At 69.3% G+C, this 15,274-nt stretch carries 13 protein-coding genes and 3 pseudogenes; 9 read left to right on the top strand and 7 right to left on the bottom strand.

Annotated features, from left to right (window positions below):
• Positions 1 to 32: 32 nt before the first annotated feature.
• From J2S46_RS39900 to J2S46_RS40975, 3 genes are all read left to right on the top strand, one after another.
• The gene (locus J2S46_RS39900) at positions 33 to 437 is read left to right on the top strand and encodes a hypothetical protein (RefSeq protein ID WP_191293352.1); all 405 of its coding nucleotides are present in this window, start codon (positions 33 to 35) and stop codon (positions 435 to 437) included.
• Positions 438 to 665, top strand: a complete 228-nt coding sequence (locus tag J2S46_RS39895) for a hypothetical protein (protein ID WP_191293353.1) — start codon at positions 438 to 440, stop codon at positions 663 to 665.
• Positions 666 to 845: 180 nt separating this feature from the next.
• Positions 846 to 1,898: a carbon-nitrogen hydrolase family protein gene (locus tag J2S46_RS40975; protein ID WP_370882347.1), complete on the top strand. Its 1,053-nt coding sequence runs from the start codon at positions 846 to 848 to the stop codon at positions 1,896 to 1,898.
• Positions 1,899 to 2,104: 206 nt separating this feature from the next.
• On the opposite strand, the pseudogene J2S46_RS39885 reads toward J2S46_RS40975, so the two are convergent.
• The 3 pseudogenes from J2S46_RS39885 to J2S46_RS39875 all read right to left on the bottom strand — a co-directional run.
• Positions 2,105 to 2,401, bottom strand: a pseudogene (locus J2S46_RS39885) (transposase); the annotation flags it as partial.
• A gap of 4 nt (positions 2,402 to 2,405) precedes the next feature.
• A pseudogene (locus tag J2S46_RS39880) lies at positions 2,406 to 3,822 on the bottom strand (IS30 family transposase).
• 70 nt (positions 3,823 to 3,892) lie between these two features.
• Positions 3,893 to 4,791, bottom strand: a pseudogene (locus J2S46_RS39875) (IS3 family transposase); the annotation flags it as partial.
• A gap of 184 nt (positions 4,792 to 4,975) precedes the next feature.
• Here J2S46_RS39875 and J2S46_RS39870 point away from each other — a divergent pair.
• Positions 4,976 to 5,410, top strand: coding sequence for a DUF4259 domain-containing protein (locus J2S46_RS39870; protein ID WP_191293357.1), 435 nt, complete (start codon positions 4,976 to 4,978; stop codon positions 5,408 to 5,410).
• A gap of 394 nt (positions 5,411 to 5,804) precedes the next feature.
• Positions 5,805 to 6,350, top strand: a complete 546-nt coding sequence (locus J2S46_RS39865) for a GNAT family N-acetyltransferase (RefSeq protein ID WP_191293358.1) — start codon at positions 5,805 to 5,807, stop codon at positions 6,348 to 6,350.
• A gap of 87 nt (positions 6,351 to 6,437) precedes the next feature.
• Here J2S46_RS39865 and J2S46_RS39860 read toward each other — a convergent pair whose 3' ends face one another.
• The 4 genes from J2S46_RS39860 to J2S46_RS39845 all read right to left on the bottom strand — a co-directional run bounded on the left by J2S46_RS39860 (position 6,438) and on the right by J2S46_RS39845 (position 10,619).
• Positions 6,438 to 7,622, bottom strand: a complete 1,185-nt coding sequence (locus J2S46_RS39860) for a HEAT repeat domain-containing protein (RefSeq protein WP_307353082.1) — start codon at positions 7,620 to 7,622, stop codon at positions 6,438 to 6,440.
• Positions 7,623 to 7,714: 92 nt separating this feature from the next.
• Complete coding sequence (locus J2S46_RS39855) at positions 7,715 to 8,167, bottom strand: hypothetical protein (protein ID WP_307353079.1); 453 nt, start codon at positions 8,165 to 8,167, stop codon at positions 7,715 to 7,717.
• A 546-nt stretch (positions 8,168 to 8,713) separates the two neighbouring features.
• The gene (locus tag J2S46_RS39850; protein WP_191294422.1) at positions 8,714 to 9,115 is read right to left on the bottom strand and encodes a hypothetical protein; all 402 of its coding nucleotides are present in this window, start codon (positions 9,113 to 9,115) and stop codon (positions 8,714 to 8,716) included.
• 424 nt (positions 9,116 to 9,539) lie between these two features.
• Positions 9,540 to 10,619 carry a sugar ABC transporter substrate-binding protein gene (locus tag J2S46_RS39845; protein ID WP_191294423.1) on the bottom strand — a complete coding sequence of 360 codons (1,080 nt, stop codon included), beginning with the start codon at positions 10,617 to 10,619 and terminating at the stop codon, positions 9,540 to 9,542.
• Between the two features lie 346 nt (positions 10,620 to 10,965).
• On the opposite strand from J2S46_RS39845, the gene J2S46_RS39840 reads away from it, so the two are divergent.
• The 4 genes from J2S46_RS39840 (at position 10,966) to J2S46_RS39825 (ending at position 15,118) form a co-directional block, all read left to right on the top strand.
• Positions 10,966 to 11,898 carry a 5-dehydro-4-deoxyglucarate dehydratase gene (locus J2S46_RS39840; protein ID WP_191294424.1) on the top strand — a complete coding sequence of 311 codons (933 nt, stop codon included), beginning with the start codon at positions 10,966 to 10,968 and terminating at the stop codon, positions 11,896 to 11,898.
• Positions 11,895 to 13,169 carry a glucarate dehydratase family protein gene (locus J2S46_RS39835; RefSeq protein ID WP_191294425.1) on the top strand — a complete coding sequence of 425 codons (1,275 nt, stop codon included), beginning with the start codon at positions 11,895 to 11,897 and terminating at the stop codon, positions 13,167 to 13,169. Before J2S46_RS39840 ends, J2S46_RS39835 begins: the two co-directional genes overlap by 4 nt.
• Positions 13,163 to 14,383, top strand: a complete 1,221-nt coding sequence (locus J2S46_RS39830) for a hypothetical protein (protein ID WP_191294426.1) — start codon at positions 13,163 to 13,165, stop codon at positions 14,381 to 14,383. The genes J2S46_RS39835 and J2S46_RS39830 overlap by 7 nt, the downstream gene beginning before the upstream one ends.
• Positions 14,384 to 14,590: 207 nt before the next feature.
• Positions 14,591 to 15,118, top strand: a complete 528-nt coding sequence (locus J2S46_RS39825; protein WP_229913381.1) for a GNAT family N-acetyltransferase — start codon at positions 14,591 to 14,593, stop codon at positions 15,116 to 15,118.
• The last annotated feature ends 156 nt before the right edge of the window (positions 15,119 to 15,274 follow it).

The following is a 15,274-nucleotide window of genomic DNA, read 5'->3' as shown; positions in this document are numbered from 1 at the left end:
CTTTCATTTGTGACGAATCGTCGAATGTCGGCGTGGAGACCTTCTCCAGTCTCTTGGAAAGCATCGGAGGTCTACTCGATCTCTGGGATGAGGATCCTCCAGGGGGCGCATACTATCCCTATAAGGCTGCGGAACTTATTGAACTGCATTGCCGTCAGGTCACAGGAGATCTTCCCGACAATGCCCCAGTTGGCCTGGGGGAGTGGATCCAACGTTTTGCTCGTCATGTTGACTGGCAGTTGGAACGCAGCGGAAGTAACCTTGAAGCCCCCCATTTTTTCGCTGCTCTAGAGGAGTCCCTCGAGGTGAAAGCTAATCAATTGAGCGGCGCCGACGAAACCGCCTTTCACATGGCGATGGAAGCCTCGCGGGAAGCAGCAGCCCGTTACCTGGGAGCGCTGCGTTCGGCGCTTGCGGCCCCTGGTGCTCAGTCGTAGATGGCGATCTTCATGGTTGAAGAGAGCCTTACCGGCGGCAGCGGCAGCGGCAGCGGCTGTGGCGGGGGTGGGGGCGCGGGCTCCGGCACCTGGGGTGACGACGGGCTGTGCGCAGGCCGCCGTCAGGTCGACGCTGACCGGCGGGCGCGCCACGAGGCCGAGCGCGAGCAGGCCGAAGTCGCGGCTGCCGATGGGAAGCCTGCTGGCTCCTGGTGGCGCCGCACCTGACCGGCCAGGTCGGTCCGGCGGTGTCCGCTCGGGCCGACCATGCTCATGGGCGGGGCGGGGCGGGGCCGGACGCCTTGGTGCCCGGCCCCGCCCGCGCGCCCGACGGGGCCGCAGACACGTGCGTGTGACCTTCCCAGCGCGGGCCGGGCGAGGCGCCGACGGCGTCGGTACGGTCCCGGGATGGACAGGATGTTGCGGTTGGCGGTGGCGCAGAGCACGGTCCCCGAGGACCCCCGGGACCAGGCGGCGATCCGGGGGGCGGGGGAGGAGATTCGGGCCCTGATGGTCGAGGCCGCAGGGGCGGGGGCGCGGTTGGTGCAGTTCCCGGAGGGCGCTCTCGTCTACCCGGACAAGCACGTGGTGGCGGCCGGCCCCGACGGCACGCTGACGCCCGTGGACGGGTCCGGCGCGGCGTGGGACGTGCTGCGCGAGGAGGCACAGCGGATCGCGGCGCTGGCCGGGGAGCTGAGCCTGTGGACGGTCTTCGGATCCCTCCACCCGCTCACCCCACCGGCGCGGCCGCACAACAGTCTGTATGTCGTCTCCGACGAGGGCCAGCTGGTCACCCGGTACGACAAGCGGTACCTGTCGAACACCGAACTGTCCTACCTCTACACGCCCGGCCGGCCGGAGCCGACGGTGTTCGAGGTGGACGGGTTCCGCTTCGGCCTGGCCATCTGCATCGAGGCGTACTTCCCCGAATTGTTCGCCGAGTACGAACGCCTGGACGTCGACTGCGTCCTGGTCTCCGTGATGGTCGACGACCCGGCCCGCGCCACCGTCGCCCAGGCCTACGGCACCCTCTACAACTACTGGCTCGGCTACGCCGTCCCTGCCCAGTACGCCGCGAACGCCCCCTCCGGCATCGTCGCCCCCGGCGGCCGCTGGCTCCACCGCGCCCCCGCCGACAACCGGCCCGCCCTCGCCATCGCCGGTGTTGGGGACGAAGACGTCGGGCAGCGCCCCCATGAGGTCGGGATCGAAGAAGTTCTTGACCTCGTCCCAGAGAAGATCCGACATGCGGCCATGTTGCCTGGTCAGCGCCGAGAGCGCAGGTCGATTACGCAGTCGGCCTCTGGTTCACTGCGACGATCGGCAGCAGTGTCGCCCCGGCGGGCCTGTCGATCTGCCGGGGTGTCGGCCCGGCCGGGGTGGGGACGTCGGCGAGTTGTTCAAGGAGGCGGTCGATGGCCGCTTGGCCGTCATCGACGGCAGCCTGCTCGTCCTCGGTGAGCGGGATCGCTGCGTGCATCTTCTGCAAGTTGGCTTTGGCTTCGAGGAGTTGGGCCTTGGTCGAGTCCTTGGGGGTGTAGAAGTCGCAGCGCGCGCAGGCCATTGCGGTGGGAGTACTGCTCGAAGAAGGAGTAGGTGCAGTAACCGTGTCCCAGGTCGTAGTGCTGCCAGGGCTGAGCCTTCCCCCGGGAGGTGGACACGGGGTTTCATGCGGCGAGGGTGATCCTACGGGACGCCGCTGTCTGCTGTTCGAACTGGACCGGGCTGAGGTAGCCGAGCGTGGAGTGGCGACGGCGGAGGTTGTAGAAGGAGACCCAGCGGAACACCTCGAGCCTCGCCTGATGCTGGCTGGTCCAGCGGGCCCCGTGCATCAACTCCCGCTTCAGCGAGGCGAAGAAGCTCTCCGCCGCGGCGTTGTCGTAGCTGGAGCCGACCTTCCCCATGCTCCGCCGGATCCCGTGGCGTCGGCAGAGTCCCGCGAACTCGGCCGAAACGTATTGGGTGAGTTCAACCGGTCGTTGCAACACCGGGCTGTTGTAGTGAGCGTAGCTGCTCCTCGAAGACCTCGGCCGGGGTCTTCCAGCCAAGGATCTTGCGGGGTCGGTTATTGATCGCCAGGGCGACGGCTTCGAGGTCCCCGGCGGACCACCGGGACAGGTCCGTGCCCTTCGGGAAGTACTGACGCAGCAGCCCGTTCGTGTTCTCGTTTGTGGGTCGCTGCCAGGGCGAGTGCGGATCGGCGAAGAACACCTTCGTCCCTGTCTCGAGCGCGAACTGGGCATGCCCGGAAAGTTCCTTCCCGCGGTCCCAGGTCAGGGTTTTGCGGAGCTGCTCGGGTAGCTTCGTCATCGACTCGGTCAGAGCAGTGTTCATCGCGACGGCGCCGTAACCGCCCAACGGCGGCCCGTTCTTCACAGGTGGCACCTCGCCCCAGCCCTCCATCCTCGGTAGATGCACCAGGAGTGCAGATCGGCTGCTGCGCTCGACGAGCGTGCCGATCGCGGACCGGCCCGTCCCAATGATCAGATCGCCTTCCCAATGCCCCGGGACCGCGCGGTCCGCGGCCTCTGCAGGACGTTCACTGAGGACGACATCCGCAGTGACATGCCCTTGCGGCTTGTTCCGTGACCTCGACCGAGGCTCTCGAAGTGCCCGCCCGGTGCGGGCAGGCGACCAGCTCCCGCTTGAGCGCACCACGGCCCTCGATGAACAGCGACTGGTAGATCGCCTCGTGGCTGATGCGCATGGACTCATCCTCGGGGAAGTCGGCCTTCAACCGGTGCGAGATCTGTTCCGGGCTCCATGCTGTCGCCCACCGCCTGTCCTGCCGGTGCGGCTTGTTCAGCCCCTTCCACGGAGGCGTCTGCGGCCCCGCGACGACCGTCCCGTCAGGCCGGTGAACGTTCCCCGAAAGCCTCTCCTGCACGTACTCACGCAACCGGTCGTTGCCCAGGAGCTTCGCGCTCTTCGGACGCTTGGCCGCCTGCTGAGCCTTCCACTGGGCGACCGTCGCGCGGTACTCCTGCTTGCCGCCGCGCGTGGCGGCGTTGCGGCGCAGTTCGCGAGAGATTGTCCCGGGGTCACGCCCCAGGGCGCGGGCGATCTCGCGCACGCCCTTGCTCATCGCCCTGAGGATCGCGATCTCCTCGCGCTCCTCGAACGTGAGGTACCGGCCCGAGGGCTCGGCCAACGAGATCGGAGGCATGCCGCCAGCGTGACGAAACCACCTCGCACCCACCGGCCACGACACGCCGACCGCCAGTGACGCCTCCACCGTCGTGACCCCTGTGGCGATCAGGCGCCAGAACTGGCGCTGCACGACCCGAGACGGATCAGGCCGTCCCGGCGAACGCATCGCCGGCCGCAACGTACGGTCAGCGCGCCACTGCCGACGCCGCTCCTCCGGAACATCGCTGGTCTTCAAACGCCAGTCCGCTGTGGCCACGCCGCACCCCTCCGAGATCAGGGTGTTGCGACGACCAGTTGAATTCACCTTGAGAGCCCCTGTCCGAGTGGAAGATCACGCCGTCGACCAGGCCGCCGCGGGTCGCCACCGCGGCCTCCAGGGCGTCAGCGACCAGGCGAGTGCGCATGTGGTCGGCCATCGACCAGCCCACGAGCCGGCGCGAGTGCAGGTCGATGACGGTGGCCAGGTACATCCACGAGCCGCCGACCGGTAGATACGTGATGTCGCCGACCCACCGGACATCGGGCCCGCCCGCGGTGAAGTCCCGTCCGACCAGGTCCGGCGCCGGCGGCACGCTCCTGTCCCGGACGGTGGTTCGGCAGCGTTTGCGCAGGTGACGGCCGATGATTCCGTGCTCACGCATCAGGCGGGCTATCCGCTTGCGGTTGACCACCCGACCTTGGGCCCGCAGTTCCGCGTGCACCCTCGGCACCCCGTAGGCGCCCCGCGTCTCCCGGTGGACCTCGCGGATCTCGCCCACCAGCGCGGCCTCCGCCGCCGCCCGGTCGGCACGCGCCCGAGCACCGGCCTGCCAGGCGTAGTAGCCGGATCGGGCGACGCCCAGGACCTCGCACAACCGCTGGACGCCGAACTCGGCGGCGTGGGTGGAGATGAAGTCCCAGCGGCGGGCCCTCACTTCATCTCCCGTGCGAAATACGCGGCTGCCCGGCGCAGGATCTCCTTCTCGACCTGCCACTCGCGTTCGGCCTTGCGAAGCCGCGCGAGCTCGGCCCGCTCCTCGGCGTTCAGCGTCTGCCCGGTCGACGCCGGCTCGGCATCGGCAGCGCGTACCCAGTTCCGCAGGGTCTCATGGTTGACCCCGATCTCCTTCGCCACCGCCGCGAACGTGCGCCGGCCCTCCGAGGCCCCGTACAGCGCGACGGCGTCACGACGGAACTCGTCCGAGTACTTCGACGGACGTCCCATCTGGACTTCCCTTCCTGGATCTACAAGATCCAAGTGTCAGGGTGTCCCCGTCGCGGGGCAAAGCTCAGGCTCACCGGTTGCGGCGGCGCTTTGAGCTCCTGCGGAAACGGGTCCTTCTCGCGTCATGACCTCGCTGTCGGTCGCCTGTGCGAGGATCCCTGGACTGCGGCGCAAGGAGATCAGCATGGGCACCTGGGACATCGGCCCCTTCGACAACGACACCGCTGCCGACTTCGCCGGTGACCTTGATGACGCTCCCGTAGGAGAACGGGAGAAACTGGTTCGCCGCATGCTGAAGCGCGCTGCCGACTCAACGGACTATCTCAATCAGTCTGATGGTGAGCGGGCTGTGGCCGCCGCGGCCCTGATCGCCGCACAGTACGGCGGCGAACCGACCTGCCCAATCTACGGCCCGTCCGAGCCATTGCCGACATTCCCTGCAGACCTCGCGATGCTCGCTGTCGACGCGCTGGATCAGGTAGCGGCGGAACAGTCAGAACTTGTCGACGGCTGGTTCGACGCCTCGGCTGGCCTGCGCTGGCGTCAGGGGGTCAAGAGACTCCGTGACCTCCTCGAACCTCCGATCAAGCCACAAGAAGACGCGCTCTTCGAGATCTAGGCAGTCACGCTCTGCTATCGGCCACGGAAGTTGAGCCAGAACCCGTTCTCGTGGACAAAGTCAGAGCTGCGAGTGTGTGGCGCCACCCTCGGTTCTGGGAACGGAAACGGTGGCGGGTCGCTGGCGGCTGAGCCCGGGCGGCGCCGGCTGCTTGTCCGGCCCGGGGGTCGGGGCGGGTCGTACGCTGGTCAGACAGGGATGGAGCGCGTCCGCCGGGCGAGGCGGACGCGAGGCGAACCGTAGGGAGAGGGTCCCGAAGGTTCGCGCGCCGGGCCCGGCGAGTGCCGACGGTGTTCGCCGGCCCGGTCTGCCCGTGTGCCGCCGCCCCACCCGCTCAGCGCGCCGACCAGATCGGGCACCCCGGGGCGTGCCTCCCTCTGGCATCCTCTCGCCCATGCCGAATGACGCCGCCCTCCACCTTGTCGATATGACCAACCCGCACGACGTCGCCGCCGAACTCCGGCAAGAGCTGATCGACTGCTGGATCGCGGTCACCAACGCCGGCGGCGCCGCGGGATTCCCGTTCCCTCCGGTCACACTCGACGACGTCACGCCCGTCGCGGACAAACTCCTCAGCCGTCTCGACCCGCAGCAGAGTCGGCTCCTCATCGCCCAGGTCGACGGCGTCCTTGCCGGATGGGTCATCCTCAACCGCGATCCCTACCGACTCGTCGGGCACTGGGGCACCGTCCACCATCTCCAGACCCACCCCACCTTCCGTGGCCGCGGAATCGGATCCGCCCTCGTCCACGAGCTCCGGAAGATCGCCCGCAACGAGCTCGGCCTGGAACAACTGCATCTGGCAGCCCGGGGCGGCGAGGGCCTGGAGGACTTCTACGGGCGGCTCGGATGGCGTGAGATTGGTCGCTGGCCCGACACCCTCCGGCTCGCACTCCACGACACCCGCGACGAGGTTCTCATGATCCTCGCGCCGCTCTGATCACAGAGGCATTCAGACAGTTCCAACACCCGACGTCACCATTAAATGTGACCGAGGACGTAGAGCTCCGGGCATGCGCCGACTGGCTCAACGAGTTTGCTCCAGAAGCGCCTTGATGGCATCCCGGTTTGCGGGAAGGCCGATGCCCTGAAACCAGGACGCGATGAGGTGGGTATATCGCCAGCACACATCGCGGTCCGCGAGCGCTCTGAGAAAGCGGTGCTGGGCGGGTGTGAGCTCAGCCCCCGGGCTGTAGCCGGACGGGAAGGCCGCAGCCAGCAGGGGGCCCCAGTCGTTGCCGATGGTGAGGTTGCTGCAGAAGGGCACGCAGGCTACGGCGACCGCGAGCAGTTCCTCGAAGTCGTCGGTGCGTTCGATGGCCGCAGACAGCAGGGCGTGCCGTAGACGGCCTTCGATCTGCGGTAACGGGTCCACGATCCAGGGGTCGGCGGCGGTGGGCTCCGGGAGCCAGGAGTCGACGGTGGCCGGTTCGAGCAGGGCGTTGAGGATCACCTGCGTTGCCTGGGTGTTGCCGATACAGCCGGGTGCCAGCGCCGCGCAGGCCCGGACGGCGGGGTCGGGATCGGTGAGCAGTTCGCTGGTGTCCTCGCCCCAGGCCCCGATCGTCAGAACCGTGGCTGCGCGTTCACGCCGGTCGGTGCTCTCGGCGAGTAGACGTCGGAGAAACTCGGTGGTGGTGACGATCCGTCCGGCCAGGTCTGGAGCCTGCAGGAGTGCAGTGGCAGCGCCGAGGGCAGTCTCCCGGACGGCTGGGTCCGGGGCGAGCAGGTGCGCGGTGACGGCGTTGCAGATCGGTCCGCGAACGGCTCTGACGGCGTGGGTGGCTCCCGGGTCGTTGCCGTCTTCCGCGCCGGTCCTCTCGCCGTAGGCGGCCGAGTCCGCTACCCGGCCCAGCCATTCGAGCAGGGCGGCGCGCAGCGGCCGGGAGCGGTCGTCCCAGGGAAAGTAGCTCTCGTGCCGGGCCAGCGTGCGGTGGTCGTCCAGGATCGTGGCGATGAACAGCGCGGCCGGCGCCGTGGCGCTGTACAAGGAATCCTGGTGCAGGACCGACATGTCGAGCGGCCCCAATGCCTCGGCCTGGACCTCCGGCTCCTCGGCCAGGAGTTGGATCAGGCGCAGCGGCGTGTCCTGCGCCGGCCCGTAAGCGTGCTCCAGCGAAGACCAGTCGGTGTCCTCGATCAGAGAACGCGGATCAGGCAGGCAATCGCCGGCCGCTTGACCGTCGATCGGGTTCTCGTCCTGGAGCGTCACAGGAGAAGCATCACCCACCCCACTGACAGTCCCCGCAATCGGGACGCCAGAGAGCTGTCGTCGGCATGCCGTTGACCCAGTGACCAGCATCTTCATCCACGGTGATCCGTCGCAGGTGCGGATAACATGTGGTCGACGTCCAAGCCGGCGGCGTCGGAGACGGTCACCGCGTCGTAGGGGGAGTACCACTGACCGCCCGTCAGGGTGCAGCGTGCGCCGACCTCGGGTGCCTGGACGGCTTCGTCGATGATGACCTCGCGCCTGGTGTCACAGTCGTCCTTGTCGGCGTCGATCCAGTGCCGGAAGGCGGTGCGGACGTAGCGGGTGCGGTCCTCGTCCGTGACGGGCAGCGCGTCGAGGGCGTCCAGCAGGGTGGTGCTGACCACCTCGCCGGGGGCCCGGTGGGCGGGCGCGGCCGGCTGCGCGGCGCCGGCGGGGGAGGCGAGGGCCGCGCCGAGCAGCAGGGTGGCCGCGGTGGTGGCGAGGGCGCGCGTGGTGGTCCTGGGTCCGCATCGGGGAGAGTCCGCTCTGTGATGATCCGTCACTTGTGGATTGTCCTAGCGGGCCCGGGTCGGTGCGGGGAAGCTGATCGGGGCGCGGTTCACCCGGGCGGGGAACAAGTCGTACAGGAAGGAGCCCGGTGCACAGCAGCCACCGGTCCGTGCCCGCGCGCCCGGCGGCCGAGCACGGCCTGGGCGGCTTTGACCGACGGCCGACGTGTCGCCTCCCCGGGCCTGGGCGGCCGGACGCAGTCCGTCGTGCAGGCCCCGGCGGGGGAGGCCGGGTCGACGCTGTACGCCGCCCGGCCGTTCCCGAGGTGCGTCGGGGCGTGGTGAAGCTGAGGCGGTGGCCCTCACCGGGAGATCCCGGGGGCGCTGGACAGGCAAGGGGTGCCTCGTGGCCGGTCCGGGAGCCACCTGGGGCGGGGTGGCGTGGCCGCTGGCTGCACATTGCTGCCTCTTGGGGCGGCGAACGATTTGGGAGTTGCGAGTTTCAGTAAGCAGGGCAGGCGCATTCCGCCGGAGCCTGGCGGAACGGCTCGGGTTCACGCCGGGTCAGATCGCCCGGGAGGTCCGCTGGGACGAGGACGCCTACGAGGATCCGCGCTCGTCGTTCAATTGGGTCACCGGGTGGGAGGCCGCCCGTCGCGCCGTCGGAGGAGGGAGCTGCAGGATGCGGACGCCGCCGATGGTGGTGAGTCGTCGGGCCGTCAGACGTGCCTGGGTGTCGTCCGGGGAGAAGACCCACAGTCCGGGAATGAGCAGCAGGTGGTGGGAGCCACGTCGGGCGCCCCGGGCGAACTGGTGGAGGTAGGGCCGGGGATCGTGGGAGGCGGAGCCGTGGTCGAGATAGAAGACGGGGTCGGGCAGGCCCAGCCGTGCGGCGAAGGCGCGCAGGGCGTCCAGGCGGCCTGCCAGGCCCGCGAGGTCGTTCGGGTCGTAACGCAGGTAGGCGGCGGGGGGTAGCGTCACGCGGCTGTCTGGTGTGGGCATTGAAGGCCCTTCTTTCCTCTGTGCTGACATGAAGCGGCCGGTGGCTCGGCGCTTTGATGCCGGATTTTTCCCTTCTGTTGGGTGTCCGCACGAAGCCTGAAGGGCCTTTGCCACGGGTCACCAGAAGGGGTGGAGAACCGTGTGATCGACAGGGGATCGATCGATATGTGGGTCACCTGTGCCGGGGGCGCGTGGAGGGTGACTCGGATGGTCGGGTGTCGGAGCGGCCGACGGACGCCAGTCGCGGGGTCTCGTGCGGAAGTTTCGGCATCCGGCGCGGAGCCGGGAGGCGTGGCGCCGGAGCCGGTCAGGATTCGGAGGGCCGAGATCAGGAGGTTGGGCATTTGTAGCGGACCGATGGGGGTACGGGCCACTCGGCCGGCGACGTGCTCTGGTCGGAGCTCGGACTCGGCGGGGAGCCGGGTCACCGGAGTCCGGCCTTGAGGCACAGGCTCTCGTACTGTTCGGCGCAGATCTCGGCTGCGGAGTAGAGTCCTCCGGCCATCACGGTGGAAGCGACGTTCGCTTTGGTCACCAGGACCGGGGTGAGCAGCAGGGAGGGGATCCGGTCGCCGTCGCGCTTGGTGACCGACTGGGCCACAGCACTGACGTTCAGGCCGTTCAGCAGGTAGGCAGTGACGTCGCCGGCGGCCTCGGCCTCCTGCCGGTAGGGCTTGTAGATGGTGTAGGCCTGTTCGTCGGCCAGGACCCGGCGTACGGCGTCGATCGAGGCGTCTTGGCCGCCGACCGGCAGGCCGCTCATGCCGGATGACCGGAGGGTCTCGATGATCGCCCCGGCCATGGCGTCGTTGGCGGAGTAGACGGCCTGGAAGCCGCCTTTGCCGAGTGTGCGGACGGCCTCGGCCGTCCGACGGGCCGCTGTCTCGGGCTTCCAGTCGCCGGACTGCTCGTAGGGGATGCTTTTGACCTTGCCGTCGAGTGCCTGGTGGGCTCCGGCCTTGAGGGCCAGGGTGTTGGGGTCGCCGTCCGCACCGTTGATCATCACGACGTTGGCGGTGGCGGCTTTGGGGCCGAGCGCGTCGATCAGGGCCTTGCCCTGCAACTCGCCGGTCCGTTCACTGTCGAAGGAGACGTAAGCCGTCACCCTTCCTGCGGCGAGGCGGTCGTAGGAGACCACCTTGGTTCCCTGCCTGGCGGCGGCGTCCACCCAGGATGCGGTCCCCGCGGCGTTGACCGGGTCCAAGAGGATCACCCGCGCGCCCTTGGCCAACAGGTCGTCGAACTGCTTTCGTTGGATGTTCTCCTGGCCCTCCGCATTGGCGTACGCGACAGTGCAGCGGCTGCAGAGGCCGGTGACGGCGGCCTCGATCAGCGGCCGGTCGAAGGACTCGTAGCGCGTGGAGGACGTGTTCGGCAGCAGCAGTCCGACGGTGACGGGCGTGGGGGGCCCGCCCTCCGGCGGCCTCTCCTGGCCGCAGGCCGTCAGCGGGAGGATCGTCGAGACGAGGACTGCGCTGAGGAGGAGGCGTGTCGCTGTGTCCATGTGCTACCTGCCTGCTGAGGCCGCGTGCGCCGCGGCGGGGGCGAGCCAGCACCGGAGGTGTTGGCGGGCGGTGTTCCGTGCAGCCCGACGGGACCGTGTGACGGTCGCCGACCATGCCGGCAGTGACGGTCCCCATGCATGGCGCATTGTCTTCATATGTGAATTCAGTACCTATTTGCGAAGGCTGCGGGGAGGCTAGTCCTTCGGGTCCATCTCGTCAAGGTCGTATCAAGGTGACTGAAGTGCCCGATTTGCAGGTTCTTGACTCCCGCCTCCGGGACATTTAGGTTCAAGGCCCGATTCGCAAGTGAGTACGTAATTCATATATGTGGAAACGAGGCTTCTGATGCCACAGCTGGACGGAGTGCTGTTCTTCCCGGTGACGCCCTTTGGCGCCTCGGGAGCCATCGACCTGCCGGCGTTTCGCGCACACCTCGCACGGGGACTGGCCGCGGGCCCCGGAGGCGTGTTCGTGGCTTGCGGAACGGGTGAGTTCCACGCCCTGGACGTGGCCGAGTGCGAGGCGCTGATCCGCGCCGCCGTGGAGGAGGTGGCGGGCGCGGTACCCGTCTACTGCGGCACCGGCGGCCCGCTCCCCGTCGCCACCCGGCTGGCCCGCGTCGCCGAGAGCTCGGGCGCGGACGGCCTGCTGCTACTGCCCCCCTACCTGGTTTCCGGGCCGCCCCAGGGGCTGGTGGCGTACACCAGTGCGGTTGCGGCGGCCTCGGAACTGCCAGTGATCGTCTACAACCGGGCCACCACCCGCTTCGACGAGTCCACAGCGGTCGAGGTCGCACGTATCCCCAACGTCACCGGATTCAAGGACGGTATCGGCGACCTGGACAGCCTCGCCCGCATCGTGAAGGCGATCCGAGCCGCGACGCACGGCTCTGGCAAGGACTTCCAGTTCTTCAACGGCATGCCCACCGCCGAGGTCACCGTCTCGGCCTACCGCGCTGTCGGCGTCGAGCTGTACTCCTCCGCGGTCTTCTGCTTCGCCCCGGAGATCTCCCTGGCCTTCTACGAAGCGGTCACCACGGGCAACGCCGAGCTTGCGGACCGCCTGCTCGGCGAGTTCTTCAACCCTCTGGTGGAACTGCGTGACCTGGTCCCCGGCTACGCGGTCTCCCTCGTCAAGGCCGCCGTGACCATGCGCGGACCGGACGTCGGCGGGGTGAGGCCACCGCTGGCCGACCCCATGCCCGAGCACCTCGAACGCCTGCGGGAGATCCTGGCCGCCGGCCTGGCCGTCGTCGACATGCCGTGGAGCGCGACATGAGCGACACCGTCCGGATCGCCGGGATCACCGTCACTCCTGTGGCCTTCCGTGATCCGGCCCTGCTGAACGCGGTCGGAGTGCACGAGCCGTACGCCCTTCGAGCGATCGTCGAGGTCACCACCGACGCGGGTCCGACCGGGGTGGGCGAGACCTACGCCGACGAGGAACACCTGGCCCGGCTGACCACCGTCTCGCACGCCCTCATCGGCCAGGACGTCTTCGCGCTCAACGCCATACTGGCCCGCACCCGTGCGGCGCTGGGGGGCAGCACCGGCGACGACAGCCACGGCCTCACCGGAAAGATCACCACCGGTGGCACCGTCGACCGCGTCTACTCCCCGTTCGAGGTCGCCTGCCTGGACATCCAGGGCAAAATCCTCGGACGCCCGGTGTCGGACCTCCTCGGCGGCGCAGTGCGTGACGAAGTCCCTTTCAGCGCCTACCTCTTCTACAAGTGGGCCGCCCATCCCGGACACCAGCCCGACAGCTGGGGCGAGGCGTTGTGCCCGGAGCAGATCGTTGCCCAGGCACGCACCATGGTCGACCGCTACGGATTCACCGCCCTCAAGCTCAAGGGCGGCGTCTTCCCGCCCGATCAGGAGGCGGACGCGATCCGCGCCCTGCGCACCGCCTTCCCCCACCTGCCGCTGCGCCTCGACCCGAACGCCGCCTGGACTCCCGAGACGGCCGTCCGGATCGGCGCCGAACTCGACGGCGTCCTGGAGTACCTGGAGGATCCGACCCCGGGCATCGCCGGCATGGCAGTTGTCGCGGGTGAGGTACCGATGCCGCTGGCGACGAACATGTGCGTGGTCGGGTTCGACGATGTCGAGGACGCCCTGCGTGCCGAAGCTGTGGGCATCATCCTCTCGGACCACCACTATTGGGGCGGACTGCACCGCTCCAAGATCCTCTCAGGTATCTGCGACACCTTCGGCCTCGGCCTCTCCATGCACTCCAACTCGCACCTGGGCGTCAGTCTGGCCGCCATGGTCCACCTCGCCGCCGCCACCCCCAACCTCACCTACGCCTGCGACACGCACTGGCCGTGGAAGGACGAGAGCGAGGATGTCGTCCGGCCCGGCGTGCTCGCCTTCAGGAACGGGTCGGTCGCCGTCCCCTCCACCCCCGGCCTCGGCGTGGAACTCGACCATGACGCGCTGGCCCGGCTGCACGAGCAGTACCTCGCCTGCGGTCTTCGCAACCGAGACGACACCGGGTACATGCGCAGCATCGACCCCGCCTACCAGGCGCTCAAGCCCAGATGGTGACAGCTGTCGGTTACGCCTATCCCTGGGACTTCACCGGCGATCCCGCCGCGGCGGACCGCGCCCGGGACGTCGGCGTCGACGTCGTGGCCCTGGCGGCTGCCTACCACAGCACCCGCGCCGCCACTCCGCACCACCCGCACCACCGGATCGTCGACGCGCAGCACGCGGCCTGCTACCTGCCGGTGCGCCGCTCGGCCTGGTCCGGCCGCCGGCTCGTCCCGGCCACGGCCGGGTGGACGGGTACGCCGGACTCGTTCCGCCGGGCCAGGGGCGCCCTCGCGGCGGCCGGAATTCCGGTCTGGGGCTGGACGGTGCTCACCCACAACAGCCTGCTCGGCCGGGCCAACCGCGATCTGACGGTCCACAACGCATTCGGTGAGAGTTACGCGTACGCGCTCTGCCCGCAGGCACCGGAGGTGATCGAGTACTGCGCCATGTTGATCCGCGAGGTGGTCGTCCTGGGTGAGGTCGACGGCTTGGTGCTGGAGGCATGCGGACCCATGGGTGTCGAGCACGGAGGGCACCACGACAAGATCGAGTTCGCCGGGTGGACAACTGCGCAGCGGCAGTTGCTCTCGCTCTGCTTCTGCCGCGCCTGTCGGCGCAGTCATCTCGGCGCCGGTGTCGACGGTGACCGGCTCGCCGCCCGGGTCCGGGCGGCCGTCGGCGCTGGGCCGGCCCCCGCAAGCGTTGAGGAGGCTCTCGGCACGGACACTGCCCGAGAGGTCCAGCGGCTGCTCCGGGCGGCGGGCGCGGACTTCCGCCGGCGGATGACGGCTGCGGCGCGGGACGCGGCACCGGACATCCGGATCACCGTTCACGGATCCGCAGACTCCTGGGCAACCGGTTCCTTCCCAAGCCTGTACCCCGCCGCCGGCGAAGGGGTCGACGCCGTCGTCGCCAACTGCTGGCCGGGCGTGCAGACCGGGGAGTCCGCGATCCGGCAGCTCGCCGCGATCGCCGGGACCGGGACGGCCGTCGGCGGCTACGTCCGACCCGAGACCGTCCGCCCGGTGGACGGCGGCTCGCTCCGGGAACTGGCGAAGCGGTACGTCGACGCCGGACTCACGGAACTGCACCTCTACCACCTCGGCCTGGTCCCGCAGGAGGGGCTGGACGTCCTGCGGGACCTGGTGGCGGAGGTGCGGGCCTGCGCGGGGGACCAGCCCGCGCAGCGGACCCGGCCCCCCGGACACCTGCCCTTCGCCGGGTGACCACCCGAGTGGTGGTTCACCCGGCGAAGGCGCAGCGCGGCAACGGTATCGAGATGGGAAGGACGATTCATGGTGGGAGAGGCAGGACGGCACGGCGTCGCGCTGCCCGGCCCGGCCGCCGAGCCGGCCAGGTGCGCGCCTGGCCGGGCGGACCGGAACCCGGATGCCTGTGGAAGTCCCGCCGGACCGGCGGGACCGTCGGCTCTCGTGTTCACGCTGGACCCGGAACTCACGCCCCGGCTCCGCGCGGACATCGTCGCGGTATGGACCGAGGTGACCAACGCGGGTGGGGCCGTGGGCTTCGTTCCCCCGGTGAGCGCCGAGCAGGTCCGGGTCGTGGCGGACCAGCAGTTTGCCGGACTCGGGCCGGACCGGCTGCTGATTGCCAACGAGGCGGTCACTGGGCGGCTGGCCGGAGTCCTGTTCTTCGAGCACCCACGGGTCGGCCACATGTGCCACTGGCGTCTCCTCAAGCGCGTCATGATCCATCCGAGCCTCCACGGCCGCGGGTACGGGATGCGGCTGATGGCCGAGGCCGAACAGGTGGCACGCGACTGGGGGCTGGCCGCGATCAGGCTGACGCTGCGTGCCGGGATGGGCCTGGAGACGTTCTACGGCCGGTGCGGGTACACCGAGGTCGGCCGCGTGCCCGGGGCGATCCGGGTGGCACCTGGCGATGACCGGGACGACGTCACGATGTGGCTCGACCTGAGTGCGCGCCGAACCGGCGGGTGATCAGGCACACCCGCCCTCGCACACGGCTTTGTCCCAGCCCACGGCCGCGGGCTGGGACGAAGCCGTGTGTTCTGCCTTTCGATGCGAGAAGGGGCACGCCGGCGGCGGGCGGCCTTGAGCGGCAGGCCCCACGCTCGGGATCCGGTCGACTGCACG

The sequence above is a fragment of the Kitasatospora herbaricolor genome, from assembly GCF_030813695.1.
GTDB lineage: Bacteria > Actinomycetota > Actinomycetes > Streptomycetales > Streptomycetaceae > Kitasatospora > Kitasatospora herbaricolor.
The sequence above is the reverse complement of the archived record's forward strand: the minus strand, read 5'-3'. Positions and strand labels throughout refer to the sequence as shown.

What these genes read in the sequence shown, in the direction of transcription:
- J2S46_RS39895 (WP_191293353.1), top strand. Translation starts at nt 438, where the DNA reads ATGGCGATCTTCATGGTTGAAGAGAGCCTTACCGGCGGCAGCGGCAGC.
- J2S46_RS40975 (WP_370882347.1), top strand. Translation starts at nt 846, where the DNA reads ATGGACAGGATGTTGCGGTTGGCGGTGGCGCAGAGCACGGTCCCCGAG.
- J2S46_RS39870 (WP_191293357.1), top strand. Translation starts at nt 4,976, where the DNA reads ATGGGCACCTGGGACATCGGCCCCTTCGACAACGACACCGCTGCCGAC.
- J2S46_RS39865 (WP_191293358.1), top strand. Translation starts at nt 5,805, where the DNA reads ATGCCGAATGACGCCGCCCTCCACCTTGTCGATATGACCAACCCGCAC.
- J2S46_RS39850 (WP_191294422.1), bottom strand. Translation starts at nt 9,115, where the DNA reads ATGCCCACACCAGACAGCCGCGTGACGCTACCCCCCGCCGCCTACCTG.
- J2S46_RS39845 (WP_191294423.1), bottom strand. Translation starts at nt 10,619, where the DNA reads ATGGACACAGCGACACGCCTCCTCCTCAGCGCAGTCCTCGTCTCGACG.
- J2S46_RS39840 (WP_191294424.1), top strand. Translation starts at nt 10,966, where the DNA reads ATGCCACAGCTGGACGGAGTGCTGTTCTTCCCGGTGACGCCCTTTGGC.
- J2S46_RS39835 (WP_191294425.1), top strand. Translation starts at nt 11,895, where the DNA reads ATGAGCGACACCGTCCGGATCGCCGGGATCACCGTCACTCCTGTGGCC.
- J2S46_RS39830 (WP_191294426.1), top strand. Translation starts at nt 13,163, where the DNA reads ATGGTGACAGCTGTCGGTTACGCCTATCCCTGGGACTTCACCGGCGAT.